Origin of the sequence: Alteromonas sp. IB21 (assembly GCF_016405965.1) — a bacterium.
GTDB lineage: Bacteria > Pseudomonadota > Gammaproteobacteria > Enterobacterales > Alteromonadaceae > Alteromonas.
Window position 1 is genome coordinate 1 of sequence record NZ_JAEFCD010000030.1, and the last position, 25,060, is coordinate 25,060.

Below are 25,060 nucleotides of genomic sequence, written 5' to 3' on the forward strand. Positions count from 1 at the left end.
CATCCGGCTTATAACCTGTGATCATAAGTAGCGATTAACGATCACGAAATAGTCTAAATAATGTCGGGTAATCAGTGATTTATTGCATGATAATAACGTCATGAATATTGATATCGAAAACTTACCTGACGACCCTGCGACATTGAAAAAAATGTTGTCGCAGGTGCTGTCGCGCTATCAATACCTTGAAGAGCAGTTTCGTATTGCCCAGCACAAGCAGTTCGGTAAAAGCACCGAAGGCCACCCAGGGCAAGGTGAGTTGTTCAATGAAGCGGAAGAATTGGTTGTTGAGGCTGAAACTGAAACAGCTGAAGAAGCGATTAGCTACACTCGTAAAAAGCCTGTACGTAAACCGCTACCGAAAGACCTGCCTCGCGAAGTTATTGTTCACGATATTAGTGACGAAGAAAAAATCTGTGGCTGTTGTTCGGGCGAATTACATCGCATTGGTGAAGATACGTCGGAGAAGCTTCAGTTTATCCCAGCTCAAGTAAGAGTGATTGAGCATGTTCGCCCCAAGTATGCATGTCGTACTTGTGAGAAAGACGGTATCAGCAACACGATTAAACAAGCGCCCGTACCTCATAGTGTTATCCCAAAAGGTTATTCCACTCCGAGCTTGTTAAGCCAAATCATTACCAGCAAATATCAGTATGGGCTACCGCTGTATCGTCAAGAAGCGATGTTTAAGCAACATGGAATTGAACTAAGTCGTAAGACGATGGCGGATTGGATAATCCGCTGTGCTGAGTTGTTTAAACCGCTTTACGAGCGGCTTCATCAACACCTGTTGAAGCAGCCTGTTATCGCGGCGGATGAAACCACGCTAAAGGTTATTGAGTCTGAAAAAGCGAATAGCTATATGTGGCTGTACGCCAGCGGCGCTGATTCGCCTGCTGGAAATATACCTGATACAGAAATACCTAATATCGTGCTGTACGACTATCAGAATAGTCGCGCAGGGCAATGCGCAGTAGACTTCCTTGAAGGCTATAACGGCTACCTACAAGTAGACGGCTATCAAGGCTACGAGCAAACGCAAGCCACACTCATTAGCTGTTGGGCACACGCACGTCGTAAATTCATGGAAGCGAAGAAAGGTGCGGGTAAGAAAGGCAGTGGCAAAGCGGATTGGGCACTCAACCATATCCAAAAACTCTACCGCATCGAAACACAGTTAAAAGATAAAACAGTGGAAGTGCGCTACCTCACCAGACAAGAGAAAAGCCTGCCGCTACTCAATAAGCTTCACGCATGGCTAATGAAATCAGTGCAGCAGGTGTTACCGAAAACCAAATTAGGTGAAGCGATACAATACTGCTTGAACCAATGGGAAAAGCTTGCACGCTACACACTCGATGGATTCCTGAATATCGATAATAATCGCGCTGAGCGCGCGATTAAACCGTTCGTCATAGGCAGAAAAAACTGGCTATTTAGTCAAACCGCCACGGGCGCAAACGCCAGCGCCGTGCTCTACAGCATCATCGAAACCACTAAAGCCAACGACCTTAATGTGTTCGAGTATGTGATGACTTGCCTTGATGAACTTAGCAAGCCCGACGTCGATACCGAGCAACTGTTACCATGGCAGTTTGCTAAGCGCTAGGTGGGATTACCGGACGTTCACAAATGTGCAGTGGCAGAACGCCACTGGAAACATTAATCGATGGGAAACAGGCTTGGGCTGAGAAGAATCTAGCTCAAATCTAAACTGACAGCGACACCTGAAAAAACGGGTAACTGTCAGATCAAGTCTGAGCTAGTACACGCTGAGACATCTTTTCTCCTTAGTACACATAATTATAAAGCAATTAAGTGTCTAGAGAAGTCTGGTTGATTCAGTCGTAGCAGGCTTTTTTGCTTCAGAACATTTATGTCGAGACATTGTTACAAAATAGCATTAGTATTCAGCGGTAACCGCATCGGCGCCAATCAAAGATATTGTGGATATTCTAAATGAACCCTTTGTCATGACCGGATCAATTCGTAATTGTGTCACGTCTGTTGGAAACTCTATATAGACATCATTCCAGCCTTTTTTGAGAGGAATGTTTCTCGCTCTATCCTCCAAAAACTTCTCACCCGCTTTTGCATGGTAAAGTTTAATTATATCGCTCTTCTCAGACTGAATATGTACTCTTACCGCAGGTGTCAAACAATCAACGTTAATGTTTAACAATATATGAGGATCGTTGTTTAATGCATCGAACACGGAATAATCACTGGTGGCTAAATTTGAAAACGTAGCTGTGTGCATATTCATTTCATTATACCGGCAAGAAGAAGAAGTCTGTTCAATGCCTTGCTCAATTATTTCTGCGATTCGTGAAACTATTTCTAAAGAGTGCCTCTCTGCTAGAGTTATGACTATTAATTCAGGCCTAAATTCTTCAGTTATTGCCTTCATTTGCGATAAGTTTGTTAGGTATCGAGGGTGAATTTGAGCCACGTTCACAAAGGTCTCATGCATGAATGGTGACATATTTGTCCCGAAAGAATCAGTGAACCATAGAAGATTTACTTTATTCAATGCTGATGGAGTATGTGTAAGAATTGACTGGTGATTAGTTCCCAATCGATGCATTTTTTTACCGACAATCGAGTCCCTTTCTATTTTAAAGCTATTATTGTCGATAATACTTTGAAAAACATCTAGGTCTTTTTTTATATAAGTATTTTTGATTGTAGGGCCGTAAGGAAGCAAATGATTTTGAATGATTTTGGGTAGGTGATTTAATTTCAACATACGACTTAAATCCCCACTGTATGGAAGTACTTCATACTCAAAAGTGCCTATCGTAGTGGATGTGATTTCTAGAGAAGTATGGCTATTAATCTCTGTCATGAGGTTTTCATAACCTACATAAGCACCTTTCGCATTCCAATGTGAATCCCAAGCATGGTATACGTGACCATCTTCTTTCTGTTCGATAAGGGCATTTCTATTGGTGAAGAATCTAGGGTTTTGAAGTTTTGAAAGCGCATCAATTACGTAATAATAGGGAACTTCTTCGTTTCGCAAAAAGGAAGGAAGTTTTTCAGAATAAATTGATCCCTTCGACGGGACTATATTGACCAAAATTGGGAGGTTATGCGATTGAGATATACGATGAAGTGAATTTGCCGCCGTAAAAAATTTGTCTAAGAGCGCGGTTTCATCTTTTTTGTTTGCATATCGACTATAAGCATTCATATGTCTCTCACCGAGAAACATGAAATTATCTTGCCCGATTATAACGTTCTTGGGGTCGCCAGACACTCCCAATTCATAAATGGCATAGTTCTTCAACCCAATCATGTGATCAGAAAAAAATAGATCCGAGTCATCTTCTCTATACAGATTGGGTGATATCCATATTGCAAAGAATCCGAAAATAACAATAGCAAAAAAAATTAAAAAGCGCATAGGAATCTAAAAGTTAAAGTATAAAAACACTTGACTTGATTGGCCAGCAAGCACAAAAATTCCCAAAGAAAATGCGATTGCAGACGTCATAGCAAGTAGGTAACTTGCTCCGCGATAACTGGCAGATATATCGTTTGAATTTCTTAGCAGTGCAGACATAAATATTAGAATAAGTGCGCTAATTAAAACAAAAAGAGAATTAATTTCATCAATCATCCTATGCGAGTAATAGCCGTCGAAAAAGCTTTTGATTGATTGAAAATTAAAATCAATATCAAACATTTTGCGATATATTTGACCGGCGTCATGCAGTGTTTCGGCACGGAACAAGACCCAAGCCAAATGAATATACAAAATTGTTATAAACCAAGCGACAAATTTGGGGAGAACAAATCCAAACTTCGACCACAGTCTGTGGATGATTAATCCCGTGCCATGTGCCATACCCCAAAAAATGAAGCCCCAACCAGCCCCGTGCCAAAACCCACCAAATAAAAACGTTAGAAAGAGATTTCGATATGTACTTAAAGAGCCATTTCGGCTACCGCCAAGTGGAATATAGATGTAATCTCGTAGCCAGTTAGATAATGTAATATGCCATCGACGCCAAAAATCTTGGATATTTAGGGCCTTGTAAGGGCTATTGAAGTTTATAGGGAGTTTAATGTTAAAAAACAATGCAGTCCCAATCGCCATATCGCAATAACCTGAAAAATCGTAATACAACTGTACAGTGTAAGACAAAGAAACAGACCATGCACCAATACTGTTGAGGGCATTTATTTCAGAGTAACCTGCGTCAACATAGGCTCCAAAATGGTCAGCTATTACAATCTTTTTAAAAAGGCCTATTGAGAATATGATAAGCCCCCTAGTTATATTATCAAAATTGATGCTTGAGCTGGCTGGATCAGAAAACTGTGGCATCATCTGCTTGTGATGTACAATTGGTCCTGCGATAAGTTGAGGAAAAAAGCTCACAAAAAGGAAGTATTCAGTCAAAGTATAATTTTCGGCTTCGCCTTTGTAACAATCAACAAGAAATGCTATTTGCTGAAAGGTAAAGAAACTTATTGCCAGAGGCAATATCAGGTCTACTGGTTCAAATTCCACTCCACTGACGTAACCGAAGTTTTCTGTAAAAAAATCAAAATATTTGAAAGTTCCAAGTAGAAAAGCATTGAGGGAAATACCGATAAAAAGGAATATTTTTGAGTTCTTTTTCTCCTCGTCAATAGATATTAGTCTGCCAAAGGCAAAATTGACGAGAATCGTAACAATTAAAATAGGAAGATACTCAACTTTCCAATAAGCATAGAAAAATAGAGAAAAAAACACCAAACTGTAATTTCGATATTTAGACTTGTAAGCGCCTACAACGTAATAAGATAAAACAGCTAGGGGGAAAAAAACAAATATGAAGTCGGTTGAGCTAAATAGCATTAGTTACCACCTTACTACAACGTACTTCCACTGTTTTTCCTATTAATTGTTTCAATCAATTGATGAGTGTTAATGTTATGAAAAGTAACCTGGGTATCTCGCGTTCTTGTTTTTAATGACGAGACTGACCTTATATTGATTACTCTTTAAAATACGGGCCATTTGTTGGCAAAGTAAAGAACCGCAACCACCGTTTCATTTATACGAGTCATTTGCGGTGTATTTGACCTGTGCAAATTAAACGCTATGCTATCGAATTTAAAACCACAACTTCATTACCTTCCAATGATATTGAATTAACTTTGGTCACGTTGTTCTCATACCAAGCTTGTCAGCTTGCATTGTGAATTTACAGCTACACCGTTTGGTGATGGAGTAGCAAAAACTTTCATCACGACTCAAAGCCTGCTAAAAAATGCAAACAGATTCTAATACGAAAAATGGTATAAAACAAATTTACGATTGTAACCTAAGCGTCCAATAATCCGACCAAGCTCTTAGTAAACTTTAATGGTATTTTGCTTGATGTTCGGCTCTGGCTTGCTGAGTTCATCAAGACTAGTCATCACATGACTCGAACACATCGAGGTCGTTATGTCCACTTCCCCATTAATGAGACAGTGTTAAATTAGAGCTTTCTAACTTTGCTCGGTAAGCTGCCGGAGGCAGGTTACCCAGACTTTCATGTGTGCTTTCTTCGTTATAATCCAGACGCCAGAACCAAGCCATGCCTCTCACCTGATTGAGATTTTCAAACAAGTAAGCGTCTAGAAACTCTCTGCGGAATGAACCATTAAAACGTTCAACAAAGCCATTTTGCTGTGGCTTACCTGGCTGGATATATACCAGTTCAATACCATTGGTTTCACACCAATCTGTCAGCGTCGCCGAAATTAGCTCTGGGCCATTATCCATACGCAGCTGAGTTGGTAATCCACGCTCAGTCTTAAGTTGTTCTAACACGCGAACTACATGGCCAGCAGGCAAAGACGTATCGACTTCAATAGCAAGGCACTCCCGCGTGCCTTCATCCACCACATTCAGTGTTTTGAATCGTTTCCCGCAATATAACGTGTCATGCATAAAGTCCAACGTCCATTGATGGTTTGCCTGTTCCAGCACTTCTAATGGCTGGGTTATTCGTTTGGGCAGTACCCGTTTAGTTCTGCGGCTCAGATTCAATCCCATCTGGCAGTAAACGCGATAGACGCGCTTGTGGTTGAAGGGAAGCCTTTGAACCGCATTCGGCCAAAACACTTCCAGAAGCCTGCTCGTGGCGACTTTTCCAAAACCGCATTGATGGCATCAATGACAGCAGCATCCGCTTTGCGCCAGTTTCTCTCGGGACGATAAAAGGTCGCACGTCCAATACCAACAAACAAACAGGCCTTTACGATACTTAACCCCGCATCAACTAGGATGCTAACGCACTCTCGTTTCTTTGCTGTCACCAATCCTTTTTTGCGACAAGCTCCTTAATGGCATTATTTTCTAAGCTGACATCTGCAAACATCTTTTTAAGCTTGGCATTTTCCTCTTCAAGCTCTTTCAATCGTTTGATGTCAGACGCTTCCATGCCACCGTACTTAGACTTCCAATTGTAATAGGTTGCGCTGCTGATACTGTGCTGACGGCAGACTTCCTCAACCTTCATACCTGCATCAACTTCTTTTAACACCCCGATGATCTGGGATTCTGTGTAGCATGATTTTTTCATAGTCGTTTCCTGCATTAATGATTGCAGAAAACTCCAATTAAATCTGTCTCAGTTTAAAGGAAGTGGACAAAACCATTTAATTACTTATTAATCAGGTATAATTTAACTTGATAAGCAATGCAGTCGAGCATTATTTTAAACAGTAGCTATGCCCGAATTCGCGTGGAACTAAATCAGAAGCATTCAATATTACTAACTGTTACTATAAACTTATGGGAGTAGTATATAAATATTATTGGAAAAACTTTATGAAAAAGGCACTTATTACCGGTGTAACCGGCCAGGACGGCTCTTATTTAGCCGAGTTTTTATTAGAAAAAGGATATGAAGTTCACGGTATCAAGCGTCGTGCTTCTTTATTTAACACAGAACGTGTTGACCATATTTATGAAGATCCACATGTAGAAAACGCCAACTTCATTTTGCACTATGGTGATTTGACGGATTCTTCAAACCTTATCCGCATTATGCAAGAAGTGCAGCCAGACGAAGTGTATAACCTTGGCGCACAGTCGCACGTGGCGGTATCTTTTGAGGCTCCTGAGTACACTGCAGATGTGGATGCTATGGGCACGCTGCGTTTGTTAGAAGCTATTCGCTTTTTAGGGCTTGAAAAGAAAACCAAGTTTTACCAGGCTTCTACGTCTGAGCTTTACGGTGAAGTGCAAGAAATTCCACAAAAGGAAACCACGCCGTTTCACCCGCGTTCGCCTTATGCAGTTGCAAAAATGTATGCCTATTGGATCGCAGTTAACTACCGCGAGTCTTACGGCATTTATGCGTGTAATGGGATTTTGTTTAACCATGAGTCGCCGCGACGTGGTGAAACCTTTGTTACCCGCAAAATAACACGTGGTATTGCCAATATTGCGCAAGGTTTAGAGTCTAAGCTTTATTTGGGCAACATGGATGCGCTTCGCGACTGGGGCCATGCCAAAGACTATGTGCGTATGCAGTGGATGATGCTTCAGCAAGATAAACCTGAAGACTTTGTTATTGCTACAGGCAAGCAAATTTCAGTGCGTGAATTTGTACGTATGTCTGCAGAGAATGCTGGTATTACCGTTGAGTTTACCGGTGAAGGCGTGAAAGAAGTTGCAACGGTAACAGCAGTAGATAACGAAACTGCACCTGGCGTAAAAGTAGGCGATATTATTGTTGAAGTTGACCCTCGTTACTTCCGCCCTGCTGAAGTAGAAACGCTGCTCGGCGACCCAACAAAAGCCAAAGAAAAGCTCGGCTGGGTACCAGAAATTACCGTTGAAGAAATGTGCGCAGAAATGGTTGCACACGACCTAGGTAAAGCCAAGCAGCATGCGCTATTGAAAAAGCATGGTTATTCTGTGGCTGTTGCGAAAGAGTAATTCCTAATTTTTTGGGGGGTATGTCCTCCCAATGTTTTGTTTAAGTGAAAAGAGATTTATCAAATAAGCCTACATTTGTATAAACGGCACTAATATAGCTCGCAAGACAGCCCCAACGTGAAAGCAAAATGTGGTTGCTTAAAAATAAGAAATAGTGAAGCAAAATGATACTTATCACATCTGGGGCTTACATAAGTCAGGAGTTTTCTTCAGAAATCGGTATTCTACCGCCCAGTTTTTTACCTTTATCCAATCGACGTCTGTTTGAACATCAAATAAAGCTCTGCTCAAGCTTAGGAGCAGATATCTACATCTCTGTTCCAGCCTCCTACAAAATAGAATCGGCAGATCTATTAAAAATCGAATCAAATGGCGCTCGCTTAATTAAAGTGCCTGATGATATTTCTTTAGGCGAATCCATCCTTTATTGTTGGAATGCAACGTGTAAAGCTTATGATAGTCTCACGATTTTGCACGGAGACACGTTATTTTCTGAAATACCAGATATAGCGTCAAACTACATTAGTCTGCATAGGAACAGTGGCTACTATCAGCGTGCTAAAGTTGTTGAAAATGAAAAGTTTGCTGATGGTTTTGAAGATGTTTGGGCGTCAGATGATGATTTAGTCGTCTCAGGCTTTTTTTCTTTCCAAAGACCGCAGATATTGATGGAAGGAATTGATAAGTTTAATGGGAGCTTCCTTAATGCGTTGCAGCATTACAGTCAAAAAATAGGTTTGAGTCCTTTAACCATAGGTCGCTGGTACGATTTCGGTCATTTGAATAGCTTCTTTCGCTCTAGAACTGAAATGACTACGCAACGCTCGTTCAACGAGATGACAATTACTCCACGTTTGGTCCACAAGAGTAGCGGGAACACCTTTAAAATAACTGCTGAAGTAAACTGGTTCGAGAGCTTGCCTTCCGAATTAACAGTTAATACTCCAAAGCTAATATCTAAAATTAGAGATGGAGACTCAGTAACAAGGTATAGCTTGGAATATCTCTACTTACTTCCTCTTAGTGATCTTTTTGTTTTTGGCAAAATTGGATTGGGTGCTTGGAAACAAATATTCAAAGCTGCGGTTGAAATTTTAGAAAAATTCTCTAAGTTTTCTCCAGAGTCGGTATCGCCTGAGAAGCTAAACGGTTTATATTTGGAAAAAACATTGAAACGTTTGACCGAATTTTCAGAGGAGACTGGTTTCAATATCCATGAGCCCTTGAATCTTTGCCCTGGCGGTTCCATGGTTTCTTTGACTGAAATGGCGATAAACGCCAATACATATATCAATGAGCCAACTCAAGGGGATATAGGGCTAATACACGGTGATTTTTGTTTTAGTAACCTATTATATGATAGTCGTTCTCAATCTATTAAAATGATCGACCCGCGTGGCTTTGATGGGGATGGTAATCTCTCTATTTATGGCGATCGGCGATATGATTTTGCAAAGCTTTATCATTCAGCGGTAGGATTCTATGATTTAATTATAGCAGACCGTTTTGAACTTAAATATTCAAGTGATAAGAGTTTTTTTGAACTTGAACTGCACAACTCAGAAAGTCACTTTGAGCTTGAAAAACTGTTCAATGAGTTTGTTCTTAAAGGTTCGGGTTATTCAGAGAAAGAAATGATAGCTATTAATATACATCTTTTCTTATCGATGTTACCCCTGCATTCCGATCGCCCTGCACATCAAAAAGCAATGATAGCGAATGCAGCGCGATTTTATGAGAAATTAATGTGCGCGGATAAATAAAGGAAAATTGAATTAGAAATGATTGTAATTCCTATGGCTGGACTTTCTAGTCGTTTTTCAAATGCCGGATTTAAACTTCCAAAGTACATGCTGGAAGCGCATGGGCTGACCCTTTTTGAGCATTCCGTTTTGAGCTTTAAGCATTTCTTCAAGTCTGAGAAGTTTTTATTTATCTGCTTAAATACTCATGAAACAGTAGAATTTATACACGAAAAAGTAAATTTATTAGGTATATCTGATTACGAAATAGCCTGTTTAGAGATGCCAACCTCAGGGCAAGCGGAAACTGTATTTCTCGGACTGAAAAAGTCAGAAGTGGATTACAACGAAAGGATTTTTATTTTTAATATAGATACGTTTCGTCCAGGCTTTCAACTGCCTAAAAATTTCGACGTTGAGAAAGTAGATGGTTACCTAGAAACGTTTTTGGGTAGTGGTTCAAATTGGAGCAATGTTGTTCCTTCTTCACTCGAAAACTTTCGTGTAGCAATGACAGCTGAAAAAAAAGAACTATCAAAGTTTTGTTGCACGGGGCTTTACATGTGGAAAAATAGTCATTTGTACTTTAAGGCTTATCAAAAACTAAAAAATACCCCATTATCCGAACTTGATGGAAAGGAACACTATATTGCTCCAATGTACAATTACCTTATTCAGGCCGGAGGTAATGTGAGGTTTTCAGTGATAGATACTAGCCAAGTAATTTTTTGTGGTGTACCAGATGAGTATAATGAATTTCTATTGAAAGATTATAGATACGAATCTAATTTGTCGAAAGAACGGTAACGTAAATACTATTTTAGTGCCAATTTGAGCACCTTTTTTGTCTAGCTAAGTCGATCATAAATATTTAATTAATAATGAGGTTTCCTTGAAAAAGCACGCAATTTTATTAGTTGGTGAACTGCGGTTAGCAAAAGAAAATCAATCTACGCTGCAAATGATTTGTGAGGAATATGATGTTTTCGTTGTCACTGAGAGAAAGTTCTCTCCAAGCGTTGCTTATCTTGGCTTTCCAAAAGAGGTTATATATGTAGACGACCTCTTCGATTTTGATAGTCACCACAAATTTTACGCTGAGGAACTGAACATACCCCACGCGTTACAAATGCATAAAGCGTATATTGGCTATTTAAGATTAAAAGAAGTTGAGGAGAAAAGAGGGGTTCCATATAAAACAGTTTACAAAATAAGGTCTGACTGGGATGTTGATATCAGGTTTGATATTGATTTATTCAAACAGTCTGACACGGAAGATCGATTCATTTACATGCAGACAGATATGTTTTATGGCGGCGGAAGGAAGTTAGCAGAAATATGGGCTAGCTTCTATCTTTACATATTGCCATGTTACTTCGATCGTCTTGACCAATATTGGCCTTTTAAATGCCCTGACCTTAGTCAATGCGATCTCGGCGCAGCGGGGCTAGCGCGTTCTCCTTTTCCCAAGGAGCTGGTTGGAAATCCAGCTAATAGAGCAGAATTAGAAAATGTGCTGAAGGAGTGTTGGGGCGAGATAGAAAATTATAAATCTCGAGATACGCTGTTTTTTCGACTTGTTGAATTAGACACAAAATTTCCATGTGAGTCAGCTTTCTTACATTTTATTTTAAGTAAAGGGCTAATGTTTAAGAGCCTTCGAAAACCTTGGATACCTTTGGATCCATTTAGGCTTTATGAGAATCTAGACTCAATTTGTTTTGAAATTCAAAATGGTAATTTTGCCAATGCGGCAAAGATGATATCTGAGCAGTCAGCTCCCTACAAACTAGATATACCACAATCGTTCATTATAAAACTGAAGAATCGCAAATACATTGAAAAGGAGAGTTATGAGGCACTGCTTCCTCATTTAATTCCATTATTGAATGCAGCGGGCTATCATACGAACTTGCTCAGAGATTAAAATTCGAGGATAAATTGCCTTCTTGCATTGAAGCACATGGCCCCCACCAATCTGTGTTTTTAGCTAAAATTCACTTAAATTCAAACTGCTCAATTAAAGCTTTTACCTGCTCTTCAAAGACTGATTGTTTGTGCTGTAGTACTCTACTTTGAAAAAGTAAAAAACGCTTGTTCTGATAACTTAATGTTTGTTTTATCCAGACAGATTCGCCTTTTCTATTCTTTGTATAGGCGCTGGTTGTAAGCGCGGGAATACCGTCTAATTTACTCGCACTATTGGTAAGTATTTCGATGTTTTCTGGTGGATGGCCCTTTGTTATAAGGTTTATTGCCAGCTCGTCAATGGATGTCGCATCTGTTGTACCATGGCTAATTACCACAATGCCCTTATCTGACGAACTTTCTTCGGCGTTATCTTCTAATGACTGCAATACAATGGAGTTTGCAAATCGTTTCGTTATTTTAAAGCCAGGTGTGGCATTTAGTTTGAAAGGAAGCCCCGTAAAGATGCGCAAATTTTCATCGGTGTTTACATTCAAGGTTATCATTGAATCGAAAATAGCCTGGCGGTGAACTTTGTTTGCACTTTCAGGGTAGCTTGCTTCCACAACTACTGACGAGAGATTATCACCACAAACAAGTAATTGTTTGTCAAAGATCGTGCCTGCTATGGCTTGCTTTAACACTGTTAATTTACACACAGCGCTAGCCACTTCAACGTCTTTTTGCTCTACCCATTGAAGCTTGTTTTCAGCCATGTTCTCTTTTGTTATTCGGGTTGTGTAGGTTTTGTATGGCACCTCAACTTCATACACTTTAATTCTCGAAAAGCTTTCTGGCTGGGCAAAGCCGTAATGCTCTGGTGTAAGTGTGAACCCAGCAGGAGGAATTAAACTTACCTGCAGCCCATCATTTAAAATAAAGCGCTGAGGCTGGTCAGTTTCAACTTGAGGAGCATTACTTTCCAGATTGCGGGTTGATGAACACGCAGTTAAACACACTAAAAGGCTTGTAAAAAAAAGGTTTTTTAACTGCATGGATATCGCTTTCCGCTTATGCTCACCGCAAGAAGTGAATCGTTGTTCTATTGAATCTAACAACACAGCAGTTTTTGCGCAATGCAAAACATTGTTCAATCTTAAAGGGGCCTAGACTCTATTGCTGTAATTATTAGTAACATGCTAAATGGCATAGCCTTCTAATCATTTAGTCTAAATCTTTTTTAAATTGACTAATAAGTGAGCGTTGTTCTTGTAAGTCGTTAATAAGCAGACTACTCTAAATCAAAATGAAAATAAATTAACGCGTCGTTCAATATCTACAGCTTACTAATGGTCAGAAAAACAGCTAGTTCTTAATCACACTATGACTCTAAGTCCATGGTCTAGTTTGCTCACCAAGGTATACAAAATTAAAACATATTGATTCTGTGCGTTAATAGCCCACTTTTAAAAATGGAATTCAACATGATGCAGGTTGTTTCACGCCGATTCTCTAGGTTGGGTAATCATTACCTGTGTGCTTTTTTTACAGTGGCTTTATTCTTTGCCTGTGGAGGGAAAGTTTACGCGGGTACACCCACGTTTTCTTCTTCTTTTTCTCCATCAACCATAGCGCCTAATGCTACATCAACGCTTACTTACATTATTGATAACGCTTCGAACGATACACCCGTCAGCAGTGTAAACTTTTCAAATAATTTGCCGGCAAACGTAATATTAGCCTCTGTAGTTAATGCGTCAGACAGCTGCGGTGGTGTATTAACTGCTGCGGGGGGAGGGAGTAGCATAAGCTATACGCTTGACCGCTTGGGAATAGGCACCGTTTGTGAAATTTCAGTTGATGTAACCAGCACAGTCGCCGGAACATATGTCAATACGACGGGAGATTTAACAAGCTCTGGCGGGAATAGTGGTTCAACCAGCAGTAATTTAACGGTAGAAAGCCCTGAAGTTGCATTCTCTGTAAGCTTAACACCTACTTCAATTTTATCTCGTGGCTTAAGTCGAGTTAGCTTTGAAATCGATAATACCGCTAATGCATCAAATATCTTCGCTACTACTTTCAGAACAACCTTGCCAACAGGGGTTGTTGTATCTTCACAGCCTAATTCAGCCTCAGACTGTGGAGGGGTGTTAGATGTATCGGGAAGCACGATAAACGCTTCCAATATAAGTGTTGTAGCTGGTGCGTCTTGTACTATCTCCGTCGATATTACATCAGAGAATGTTGGGACCTATAGCATAAGCCCCAGCGACCTGACGTACTACAAGCAAGGAACTTTTGTTCCTAATACAGCGAGTGCTGGAAGTGCAGCACTAATTGTTGAGCCTACTTTTCTAAATGCGACGTTTCCTGCATCCGCTTTACCTGGCACTCCCGTGGCCTTTACACTTACACTGCTAAATAGCAATAGAAACCAAACCATAACAGACCTCAATTTCACCAGTGATTTAAATGCTACCTTGAGCGGACTGGCTGTCTCACAACTTCCCGGAGATGGTTTTTGTGGAGCAGGCTCTACAGCTACTGGTTCTTCTACACTTTCTATTGCAGGCGTTAGCTTGGCATCTGGTGAAAGCTGTACTTTTGAAGTGTCGGTATTAATTCCTGCAAATGCAGCTGCGGGTTCTTATGCTAATACTACAAGTGTTATTTCTTACAACTTAGATGGCTCGCCGACAACCAGCCCTGCGGTCACAAGTACGCTGAATATTTATAACGCCCCAACGGTCGCTATGGAGTTTCTAGATGATACAGTAACCTTGGGCAGTGACGTAACCACGCGCTTTACAGTTACAAATACCGATACGGTAAATAACTTGAGTGCCGGAAGTCTTCAACTGGAACATAGTGCATTTGTTTCAGGAACGGTTATTAAAACCTTACCTGCAGCTAACTCTTGTGGCAGTGGCTCTACATTTACACAAATTTTTGTAAATGATGCGTTCGCGTTTGCTATGAGTGGGGCGTCGCTTGCCGCTGGTGCCAGCTGTACTTTTGATGTGGTGTTTACCCTGCCATCAAGTGGAGCACCAGGAGAGTATGTTTTTACTTCTAACGCTGTTAGCGGCACAGTGGATGGACAGCAACTATTTGGAAATTCAGCTTCAGATACGCTTACGCTTAATACAGCCCCCGCTCTTAGTATTGCATTGTCCTCATCTTCTGTTTTACCCGATGATAATGTGACGGCTACCTTTACGCTAAATTATGGAAACAACGCTGCTGCTGATGTTACAGCCGTTGGCTTTACCGCAGATTTAAATGGTGCTCTGGCTGGGCTGGTTTCAGAAAGCCTACCTCAAAACGATATATGTGGTACTGGCTCCAGTCTATCTGGTACTTCTACTGTTACGTTTGCAGGTGGTACCTTAGCACCTGGCGACTCATGCAGTTTTTCAGTTTCCCTGAAAGTTCCGAGTTCAGCCCCAAGTGGAACCGTAACTTTAACTTCCAGCGGTGTTAGCGGTACTGTAAGCAGTAACGCTGTTGTAAATGCAGCGGTTAGCCAAGACCTGTTAATTTCTGGTTTAACAGCCACAAAAATATTCTTAACCGATCCTGTGTTACCAGGAAGTACGTCTACTTTACGATACACCCTGTCGAATTCTGCGAGTGCAGGTGCTGCATCATCTATCTCGTTTACCGACAATTTAAGCTCAGTGATTTCAGGCCTTCAATCATCAGGCCCCTTACCAGTTAATCCTTGTGGTGTAAGCTCTTCAATTTCAGGCACCAGTTTCTTAATATTTACTGGTGGTGAGTTACAGCCGGCTGAATCTTGTACTTTTGACATTCTAGTAACCGTGCCCGCAGGCGCATCAGTAGGCACTTATAACTCAGTAAGTTCCGATGTTAGTGCTACCGTCGATTCCGCAAATACAACTGCTGGCAATATGAGTACAACGCTCACTGTTGAGACGCTAACGGTAAATTTAAGCACTACCGCAAGTAATCCTACCTCATTAAACCCCATCCCCGTTGATGTTTTCTTTAGTCGGGATGTGGTTGGCTTAGAAGAGTCAGATTTTGTGATTTCTAACGGCAGTGCGTCTAACTTACAAGGAAGCGGTAGTTCGTATTCTGTCGATATAACACCTAGTGCAGATGGCGATGTAACTGTTAACTTGCCCGCTAATTCAGTAGACGACGCTATAGATGGCACCGTTAAGAACCCTGCGGCCAGCGCTCTAACGTTAACTTATGAATCAACGCCAACAATAGCCGATCCTAGCATTGTTATCTCATCCCCTAGTGCAACAGAAACTGCAACGGCCTCGGTAACCTACACGGTAACTTATTCCAATGTAACTCAGGTTAATTTAACGGCATCAGCCATTACATTAAATAAAACCGGTACTGCAGATGCCACAATATCTGTAGACGATGGCGATACCACAGCTGCTACTGTTACTCTCTCAAATATTACGGGTGATGGAACATTAGGCATCAGTATTGGTGAAAATACAGCAAGAAACGTTACTAAGCTTGCTGGTAGCGTTGGTCCTTCCAATACGTTCTCTGTTGATAATACACAGCCCACAGTCGCTATTACTTCGTCGCTTACAGGTAGCGTATTTAATGACAGTAGTTTTACCGCCACGTTCACGTTTAGTGAAGATGTAACGGGTTTTACAGAACAAGATATAGATGCGGGCAACGCAAACGTTAGTAACTTTAATGCGCTTAACACTACAGAGTACACCGCTACAATTACACCCGTTACCGACGGTGCCGTAACTATAGACATAGCAGGTGGTGCTGCTGTTGATAGCGTAAATAACGGTAATATTGGCTCAGCGCAGTTTGCAGCGACTTACGATGCTACCAACCCAACGGTTGCTATTTCCTCAAGTATTTCGGGAAGTGCAACAAACAATATTTTTACTGCTACTTTCACGTTTAGTGAAGATGTTGCAGGGTTTGTGGAATCTGATATTAGTGCGTCTAATGCCTCAGTAAGCAGCTTCAATGCGGTTAGTAATTCTGTGTACTCTGCTGTGATTACTCCGAGTGTTGATGGAGCGGTAACAATAAATATAAATAACAGTGTGGCGCAAGATACAGCAGGGAATAACAACACAGCCGCAACACCATTTGTTACTACGTTTGACACAAGCTCGCCGTCAGTGGTTATAAGCTCCAGCTTATCCGGTGCCATCACCAATAATGCATTTACGGCCACCTTTACGTTTAGCGAGGATGTATCAGGTTTCACGGTTGGCGATATTGTTACAAGCAATGCTAGTGTCAGTAATTTCAATGCAACCAGTGCCGCAGTTTACACAGCGACTATCACGCCAACGAGCGATGGCACCGTCACGGTTGATGTAGCAGCAAACGTAGCACAAGATACTGCGGGCAATAACAGCACCGCGGCAGATCAGCTAACTACTACATTCGATAGCACATCGCCATCGGTGGTAATTAGCTCAAACCTTACCGGTACCAATACGAACGCAGCGTTTACGGCTACCTTCACGTTTAGTGAGGATGTGTCAGGTTTCACGGCGGGTGATATTGCTACAAGCAATGCGAATGTTAGTAACTTCTCAGCCAATAGTGCCTCGGTTTATACGGCTACTATCACGCCGACTAGCGATGGCACCGTCTCGGTTGATGTACCAGCAAACGTAGCCCAAGATACCGCGGCCAACAACAACACGGCTGCATTACAACTCACCACTAACTTCGATGGCACTGCGCCATCGGTGGTAATTAGCTCAAACCTTACTGGCGCTAATACGAACGCAGCATTTACGGCCACCTTCACGTTTAGCGAGGATGTATCGGGTTTTGCGGCGGGTGATATTGCTACAAGCAATGCGAATGTCAGTAACTTCAATGCAACCAGTGCCGCAGTTTACACAGCGACTATCACGCCAACGAGCGATGGCACCGTCACTGTTGATGTACCAGCCAGTGCAGCACAAGATACCGCGGCCAATAACAATACGGCTGCATTACAATTTACCACGAACTTCGATGGCACTGCGCCATCGGTGGCGATTACGTCAAACCTTACCGGTACCAATACGAACGCAGCGTTTACGGCTACCTTTACCTTTAGTGAGGATGTATCGGGTTTCACGGCGGGCGATATTGCTACAAGCAATGCCAGTGTCAGTAATTTCAATGCAACCAGTGCCGCAGTTTACACAGCGACTATTACGCCAACGAGCGATGGCACCGTCACGGTTGATGTACCAGCCAATGCAGCACAAGATGTAGCCGGTAACAACAACACCGTGGCAAATCAGCTAGCTACTACATTCGATGGCACTGCGCCATCGGTGGTAATTAGCTCAAACCTTACCGGTACCAATACGAACGCAGCGTTTACAGCAACCTTTACGTTTAGTGAGGATGTATCGGGTTTCACGGCGGGTGATATTGCTACAAGCAATGCGAGTGTTAATAACTTCTCAGCCAATAGTGCCTCGGTTTATACGGCTACCATCACGCCGACGAGCGATGGCACCGTTACGGTTGATGTGCCAGCCAATGCAGCACAAGATGCAGCGGGTAATAACAGCGCCGTGGCAAATCAGCTAACTACTACATTCGATGGTACTGCGCCATCGGTGGTAATTAGCTCAAACCTTACCGGTACCAATACGAACGCAGCGTTTACGGCCACCTTTACGTTTAGCGAGGATGTATCAGGTTTCACGGCGGGCAATATTGCGGTAAGCAATGCCAATGTTAGTAACTTCTCAGCTACTAGTGCATCGGTTTATACCGCTACTATTACGCCAAGTAGTGATGGTACCGTCACGGTTGATGTGCCCGCTAACGCAGCACAAGATACTGCAGGTAATAACAGCACAGCGGCGGCGCAGTTAAGTGCCTCATTCGATAGTACAGCGCCGTCGGTGGCGATTACATCTAACTTATCAGGCGCCACTACCAATGGTGCATTTACGGCTACCTTTACGTTTAGTGAAGATGTCACCGGCTTTACGGCTGCCGATGTAGCAACAAATAACGCCAATGTCAGTAACTTCTCAGCCAATAGCGCATCGGTTTACACAGCAACGATTACGCCAACGAGTGATGGTACAGTCACGGTTGATGTACCCGCTAACGCAGCACAAGATGCAGCAGGTAATAACAGCACCGCCGCAACGCAGTTTAGCACCTCATTTGATGGCACAGCGCCATCAGTCACCATCACATCAAACTTATCAGGTGCTACTACCAATGGTGCCTTTACCGCTACTTTCAGCTTTAGTGAGGACGTAACGGGCTTTACTGCAGCAAGTATTGCAGCCACCAATGCAGGTGTGAGTAATTTTACGGCTAGCAGTGCATCGGTTTACACCGCTACTATTACGCCAAGTAGTGATGGAACAGTTACGGTTAATGTACCCGCTAACGTGGCACAGGATGCCGCGGGCAATAACAGTACCGCGGCAACGCAGTTTAGCACCTCATTTGATGGCACAGCGCCATCAGTCACCATCACATCAAACTTATCAGGTGCTACTACCAATGGTGCCTTTACCGCTACTTTCAGCTTTAGTGAGGACGTAACGGGCTTTACTGCAGCAAGTATTGCAGCCACCAATGCAGGTGTGAGTAATTTTGCGGCTAGCAGTGCATCGGTTTACACCGCTACTATTACGCCAAGTAGTGATGGAACAGTTACGGTTAATGTACCCGCTAACGTGGCACAGGATGCCGCGGGCAATAACAGTACCGCGGCAACGCAGTTTAGTGCCTCATTTGATGGTACAGCGCCATCAGTCACCATCACATCAAACTTATCAGGTGCTACTACCAATGGTGCCTTTACCGCTACTTTCAGCTTTAGTGAGGACGTAACGGGCTTTACTGCAGCAAGTATTGCAGCCACCAATGCAGGTGTGAGTAATTTTGCGGCTAGCAGTGCATCGGTTTACACCGCGACCATCACGCCAACGAGTGATGGTATCGTCACGGTTGATGTACCGGCTAACGTTGCTCAAGATCTCGCAGGAAATAATAATATTGCAGCCGAACAATTTACTATTGAAAACGATGGCAGCACACCGAGTGTCACCATTACTGCCAACACTATCGCTGAAGTTATCAATAGTGAATTTACAGCAACATTCACATTCAGTGAGGATGTGACGGGTTTTGAACCAACAGATATTAGTGCAATTAATGCGTCTGTTAGTGCATTTAGAGTAGTCAGTGCGTCTGTATATACTGCGCTTATTTCGCCGGTGAACGATGGTGAAGTTACTATTAATGTCGCGGCCGATGCTGCAGAAGACAGCGCTGGCAATGGAAATTCCGCCGCAGCGACCTTTACCGTAAATTATGATGCGAAGGCCCCTACGTTAATAAGCTCTACGCCACAGAACAACGCTAATAATGTTGCCGTCTCTCGGTTAACAGTAGAGCTGCGCTTCGATGAGACCGTCGACATAGTTGGCGGTAATATACAATTAATTAATGTAGGCAGTGACCAGCTTGTTGAAACACTATCCCTATTGGGTAATTCGGTAACGAAAGTATCCAGTAGTATTACTATTAACTTTGCCAGCCTTTTAGAGGAAAACCAGCAGTATCGTCTGATTGTAGATAGTGATAGCGTTATTGATATTGCCGGCAATGCTTGGCAAGGTCTGTCAGGTGAAAGCTTAATATTTATTACTGCTAACGAGCCTCCTAGCGCTAATAACGATGAGGCTACGATAGATGAAGATAGCGAAATAGCGATAGATGTACTTGTTAATGACCGCGAAGAGGAAGACGATTTAGATGTCGCAAGTTTGTCGATTGATACAGCGCCTCTCAATGGTACTGCGATTGTAAACACCCAAACAGGCATTGTTACTTATGCTCCTACGGCTAATTTTAACGGTTCTGATAGCTTTACATATACGGTTGCTGATACGCAGGGTAGTGTTTCAGCTCCAACAACCGTGGCTATTACAGTAAACCCTGTAAACGATGCGCCCGAGGCGGTAAGTGATAGTGTTTCTACAGAAGAAGAGCAACAGCTCGTTATCACAATTTTAGAAAACGATGCTGATGTGGATGAAAGCAGTAATTTAGAATCTAACATCATCGACCCCACATCTATTGTTATAGAAGTTCAGCCTGGTTCTGGTGTAGTTACTATCGTTGATGAAGCTACCGCCCAAGAAAATTCAGAGTTACAAGTTGGGCAGGTAATTTATATTCCCGACGTGAATTTCTTTGGAGCTGATACCTTTAGCTATACCGTGAAAGATACCTTGGGTGCTGTTAGTAATACCGCAACGGTAACGGTATCTGTGGGAGGCGTTAACGATGCGCCGGTTGCAAATGACGACAGCGCAACAACCATTGAAGATGAGTTGGTTGTTATAGCGGTTACTGCGAACGATACTGACGGCGAAGGAGAAATAGATACCCAAAGTGTAACCATTGCTCAGCAGGGGCAACTAGGTAATGCAACGGTAGATGGCAATACGGGTGAAATAACCTATACACCAAACTTAAATAGTTTCGGTACTGACACGTTGCGCTACAGCGTAAAAGACAGTGAGGGTTTAATGTCTAACCTCGCTACTGTCACCATTGAAATTCTGCCAGTGAATGATGCGCCACAGGCTGCTGATGACAGCTTCACTTTATCTGTGCGCTCACCCTCAATTCTGAACGTAACTGATAACGATCTCGACCCTGATAGTGCAGAACAACCAACTAACAAGATAGACATTGAAAGTGTTACTGTACTTTCACCTGCCGAATACGGCGAAATAGAGGTAGATACTCAAACTGGTTCATTGATTTATACGCCTTTCGATACTGCCTCAGACGAAACTGATACATTTACCTATCAAGTGGCTGATACCGAAGGCGCGTTGTCTAACGTTGCAACAGTGTCGGTAGTGTTACAGTTGCAGTCTACGGGCGTGGTTGCTAACGACGACAATGCAGAAACACAAGAAGACAATGCAGTTGCCGTAAACGTCTTAGCTAACGACGGTGATCCTACTCGAGTATTAAACCCAGCAAGCATAAATATTGTGGTGCCCGCCACAAACGGTATGGCACAAGCCGGTGCTGATGGATTAATTACCTATACACCTAACGAAAACTTTTTTGGAGAGGATAGCTTTACTTATACTGTTAAAGATACCAGTGGCGATACGTCAAATGCAGCTTTAGTTTCTGTTAGTGTAGCTCCAGTTAACGATGCCCCTACTATTGCTGGTACGCCAAGAACCTCAATAATTTCAGGAAATATCTATCAATTTAAACCTTCGGCATCTGATATAGACAGCAGCGTGTTAACGTTTAGCATTGAAAATAAACCGGTATGGGGCGCGTTTGATGCTAGTACGGGAGAGTTAACTGGTACGCCAGCAGAGACTGACGCGGGTTTATACGAAAATATACTAATAACAGTCAGTGACGAAGAAGGATTAAGCGCTCGATTATCGCCGTTCTCTATTGAAGTAATTAGTACCGCATCGCTCACACCTACGGCGTTTAATGCAAACGTGCAAGCCAATGAGGACGAGACGGTATCCATATCGGCACAAGCCACCGACCCCAACAATTTACCGCTTGCTTATGAAATAGTGCAGCAGCCGCAATCTGGAGTACTATCCGGTAGTTTGCCAAATGTAACCTATACCCCTAACGCAAATTATTTTGGAACTGATAGCTTCGAATTTACCGCAAGTAATGGTGAATACACGTCTGCGCCAGCCACTATCGCTATTAACATAGAGTCAGTGAACGATGCACCAATAGCCACAGATGATGAAGCGACAGTAGCGCAAGGACAGTCCGTTATCATTTCAGCGCTTGAGAACGATAGCGATGTAGAAGATGAAAGTATAACCATTGTGCAGGCAACCGTAAGTCAAGGAACGGTTGAGGTTTCCAATGACGAGCTAAACTATTTTGCGCCAAGTAATTTTACAGGTGTTGCAATTATTAATTACACCGTTGCCGATAGTGAGCGTTTAACTGCATCTGCACAGGTTCTTGTTACAGTAACAGCGAGTAATGGCGGCAATTCTACTATTACACTAAGTGTGCCAGAAGATATTAATGTTAATGCGACTGGATTGATAACACGCGTTGCGTTGGGGCAGGCAACGGCAACCGATAACTTCAACAACACTATTCCAGTATCGTTGCAAACGCCGCCTTTCTTCACCCCAGGCAAACATACCGTGGTGTGGCAAGCGCAAAAAGGTGAAGAGGTACAGCAAGAGTCACAACTTGTTACTGTCAATCCAATGGTTAGCATTGAAGCTGCGCAGCGTGCAGAAGAAGGCCGACAGGCTACAATTAATGTCTTCTTAAATGGAGAGGCTCCGTTGTACCCAATAAATATTCCTTACACGGTTTCTGGAACCAGCGACATTAATGATCATAACCTATCTAGCGGAACACTAGTCATAGAGAGTGGTACATCAGCTTCATTAACGGTAGATACGAAAGCTGATGCTATTATCGAAGGTGAAGAGACGTTAGTCGTTACCCTTCAACCATCGCTAAATGTGGGGAACGCACAGCACATACTTACCATTGTAGAGGGAAGTGTAGAGCCAGAATTAGCGTTGTCAGCAGTACAAAGTAATGTGCAAGTAACCACTATTTACCCTCAACTAGGCACGGTAGATGTAACACTTTCAATTGCTAACAAAGAAATTGATGATATCGATTACATAGACTGGAGTGGAACGTCGAGTGAATTAACCGCCTTAGATGTATCGACCTCTGATACTGTGTTTAGTTTTTCACCGAGCTCTCTAAACGCTGGCCTGTACCACGTTAGAGCAGAAGTTGCTGATAAAGCTGGTTTAGTCAGCGTGGCAGAAATCGCTATGATGCTAGATCTCGCACCGCCCCAGTTATCTGAAGAGGATACAGATGGTGATGGTGTGCCTGATAGCCAAGAAGGATATGGCGATGATGACGGTGACGGTATTGCAAATTATTTAGATGCTGTCGGGGCATGTAACGTGCAACCTACCGGCACGGCTAACGCGCCTAACTTCTTTATTGAAGGAGATGCAGGGGCCTGCCTAAGAATTGGCAACACCGCAGCTAGCAACAGAGCGAATGGTGTTGTTGTAGAAGAGAGTAGCGTACCGTCTGATGAAGGGTTTACCAGTATCGGCTATACAATCGACTTTGTAATAAGCGGTTTGCCAAACAAAGGCGCTTCTTACCGCTTGGTTATACCTCAGCAAAATGTCATTCCCAGTAATGCACGTTATCGCAAATATAACGCTGCCCAGATGAGCTGGAACGAGTTTGTAATTAATGGTAACAACGACACAATTCATTCAGCTAAAGGCGAGCAAGGAGTCTGCCCAGCCCCTTCTTCTGCAGCTTGGACTGAAGGCTTAAACGCGGGAGATTGGTGTGTTCGTTTAACAATAAGCGACGGCGGCCCGAATGATGACGATGGCATAGCCAATGGAAGCATTGCAGACCCATCAAGGCTTGCTATTGTTACAAGCGATAACACGAAACCAATAGCAAATGAAGATACGCTCTCAATTAGAACAGGTGACAACGGAGTCTTGAACGTATTGGAAAATGATACCGATGCAGATGGCGATGTGTTATCCATTGTTTCGGTGAATGCTTATCTGGGAGAAGTAAGCCTAGAAAACAATATTATTGTTTATGTATCCCCCGATAACTTTTCTGGTAGCGATACTGTTGTGTATTCAATTTCAGATGGTAAGGGTGGGGTGGATTCCACATTAGCTAATGTACTTGCTAATGTAAACAATGTTCCCGAAGCGCAAAACGATTTGGCCGAAACAGACAATGAAACAGCGGTTACAATAGATGTATTAGCCAATGACAGTGATGCCGACGGTGATATGTTAACTATTTCTAGTGCACAAACGGATACAGGTACGGTAGATATAGTAGATAATCAACTAGTGTTTACTCCTCAGCCCGAAAGCATCGGTTTAGCAACCATTACTTACCGCGTAGAAGATGAAAAAGGAAGTGTGGACGAAGCCAATGTGCGGGTTACGGTTTCGGCAAAAGCGAATGAGCCTCCACAGGCTCAAAACGACTCCGCGAGTACAGATGAAAATACAGCGGTTTCTGTGAATGTGTTGGCGAACGATTCAGACCCTGATGGTGACGAACTCTCTATCGTAAGTGCCACTGCCTCGGATGGAGCTGTGAGTATTCAGGGCAGCAATTTAGTGTTCACACCATCAACTGGCTTCATTGGTACTGCTATTGTTGACTATACCATTACAGACGGTGTTAACGAGGCCAGCGCTGTATTAACTGTGCGAGTAATTAAACCAGTAAGCAAATCAAGCGGCGGTAGTATGTCACTAGGATTGATGTTGATGTTGTTTATGTTTTTGTTGTATCGAATGCTTGACGGGCGAGGGTGTAAAAGGGTGTGGTCGAACGTTAAAAAATAATGTGAGCACAAAGCTAATTGAACTGACAATAAAATGTAGGCGGT

Annotated in this window: 9 protein-coding genes and 1 pseudogene; 6 read left to right on the top strand and 4 right to left on the bottom strand. The window is 42.6% G+C overall.

All coding sequences use genetic code 11. The annotated features are described in order from the left end of the window. Positions 1–100 precede the first annotated feature (100 nt). Positions 101–1,609: an IS66 family transposase gene (gene tnpC, locus JC525_RS16905; protein WP_198816876.1), complete on the top strand. Its 1,509-nt coding sequence runs from the start codon at positions 101–103 to the stop codon at positions 1,607–1,609. A gap of 294 nt (positions 1,610–1,903) precedes the next feature. Here tnpC and JC525_RS16910 read toward each other — a convergent pair whose 3' ends face one another. From JC525_RS16910 to JC525_RS16920, 3 genes and pseudogenes are all read right to left on the bottom strand, one after another. Further along, positions 1,904–3,409, bottom strand: a complete 1,506-nt coding sequence (locus JC525_RS16910; protein ID WP_198816877.1) for an alginate O-acetyltransferase AlgX-related protein — start codon at positions 3,407–3,409, stop codon at positions 1,904–1,906. 6 nt (positions 3,410–3,415) lie between these two features. Further along, positions 3,416–4,852 carry an MBOAT family O-acyltransferase gene (locus JC525_RS16915; protein WP_198816878.1) on the bottom strand — a complete coding sequence of 479 codons (1,437 nt, stop codon included), beginning with the start codon at positions 4,850–4,852 and terminating at the stop codon, positions 3,416–3,418. Between the two features lie 609 nt (positions 4,853–5,461). Next, a pseudogene (locus tag JC525_RS16920) lies at positions 5,462–6,569 on the bottom strand (IS3 family transposase). Positions 6,570–6,817: 248 nt separating this feature from the next. Here JC525_RS16920 and gmd point away from each other — a divergent pair. The 4 genes from gmd (at position 6,818) to JC525_RS16940 (ending at position 11,602) form a co-directional block, all read left to right on the top strand. Next, on the top strand, positions 6,818–7,933 hold the full coding sequence (gmd, locus tag JC525_RS16925; RefSeq protein ID WP_198816879.1) for a GDP-mannose 4,6-dehydratase: 1,116 nt from the start codon (positions 6,818–6,820) through the stop codon (positions 7,931–7,933). 164 nt (positions 7,934–8,097) lie between these two features. Beyond that, complete coding sequence (locus JC525_RS16930) at positions 8,098–9,696, top strand: hypothetical protein (protein WP_198816880.1); 1,599 nt, start codon at positions 8,098–8,100, stop codon at positions 9,694–9,696. An 18-nt stretch (positions 9,697–9,714) separates the two neighbouring features. Then, entirely contained in the window at positions 9,715–10,482 is a 768-nt protein-coding gene (locus JC525_RS16935) for a capsular biosynthesis protein (RefSeq protein WP_198816881.1), read from the top strand. Positions 10,483–10,567: 85 nt separating this feature from the next. Then, complete coding sequence (locus tag JC525_RS16940; protein WP_198816882.1) at positions 10,568–11,602, top strand: hypothetical protein; 1,035 nt, start codon at positions 10,568–10,570, stop codon at positions 11,600–11,602. 70 nt (positions 11,603–11,672) lie between these two features. Here the strand turns inward: JC525_RS16940 and JC525_RS16945 are convergent, their stop codons facing one another. Then, on the bottom strand, positions 11,673–12,638 hold the full coding sequence (locus JC525_RS16945; protein WP_198816883.1) for a hypothetical protein: 966 nt from the start codon (positions 12,636–12,638) through the stop codon (positions 11,673–11,675). Positions 12,639–13,067: 429 nt separating this feature from the next. Between JC525_RS16945 and JC525_RS16950 the strand changes: the two genes are divergently transcribed. Continuing rightward, a complete protein-coding gene (locus JC525_RS16950) occupies positions 13,068–25,016 on the top strand; it encodes an Ig-like domain-containing protein (protein ID WP_198816886.1) in 11,949 nt (3,982 codons plus the stop codon). Positions 25,017–25,060: the final 44 nt, after the last annotated feature.

Coding starts and splice junctions, on each gene's coding strand:
- tnpC (WP_198816876.1), top strand. CDS start 101: ATGAATATTGATATCGAAAACTTACCTGACGACCCTGCGACATTGAAA.
- JC525_RS16910 (WP_198816877.1), bottom strand. CDS start 3,409: ATGCGCTTTTTAATTTTTTTTGCTATTGTTATTTTCGGATTCTTTGCA.
- JC525_RS16915 (WP_198816878.1), bottom strand. CDS start 4,852: ATGCTATTTAGCTCAACCGACTTCATATTTGTTTTTTTCCCCCTAGCT.
- gmd (WP_198816879.1), top strand. CDS start 6,818: ATGAAAAAGGCACTTATTACCGGTGTAACCGGCCAGGACGGCTCTTAT.
- JC525_RS16930 (WP_198816880.1), top strand. CDS start 8,098: ATGATACTTATCACATCTGGGGCTTACATAAGTCAGGAGTTTTCTTCA.
- JC525_RS16935 (WP_198816881.1), top strand. CDS start 9,715: ATGATTGTAATTCCTATGGCTGGACTTTCTAGTCGTTTTTCAAATGCC.
- JC525_RS16945 (WP_198816883.1), bottom strand. CDS start 12,638: ATGCAGTTAAAAAACCTTTTTTTTACAAGCCTTTTAGTGTGTTTAACT.
- JC525_RS16950 (WP_198816886.1), top strand. CDS start 13,068: ATGATGCAGGTTGTTTCACGCCGATTCTCTAGGTTGGGTAATCATTAC.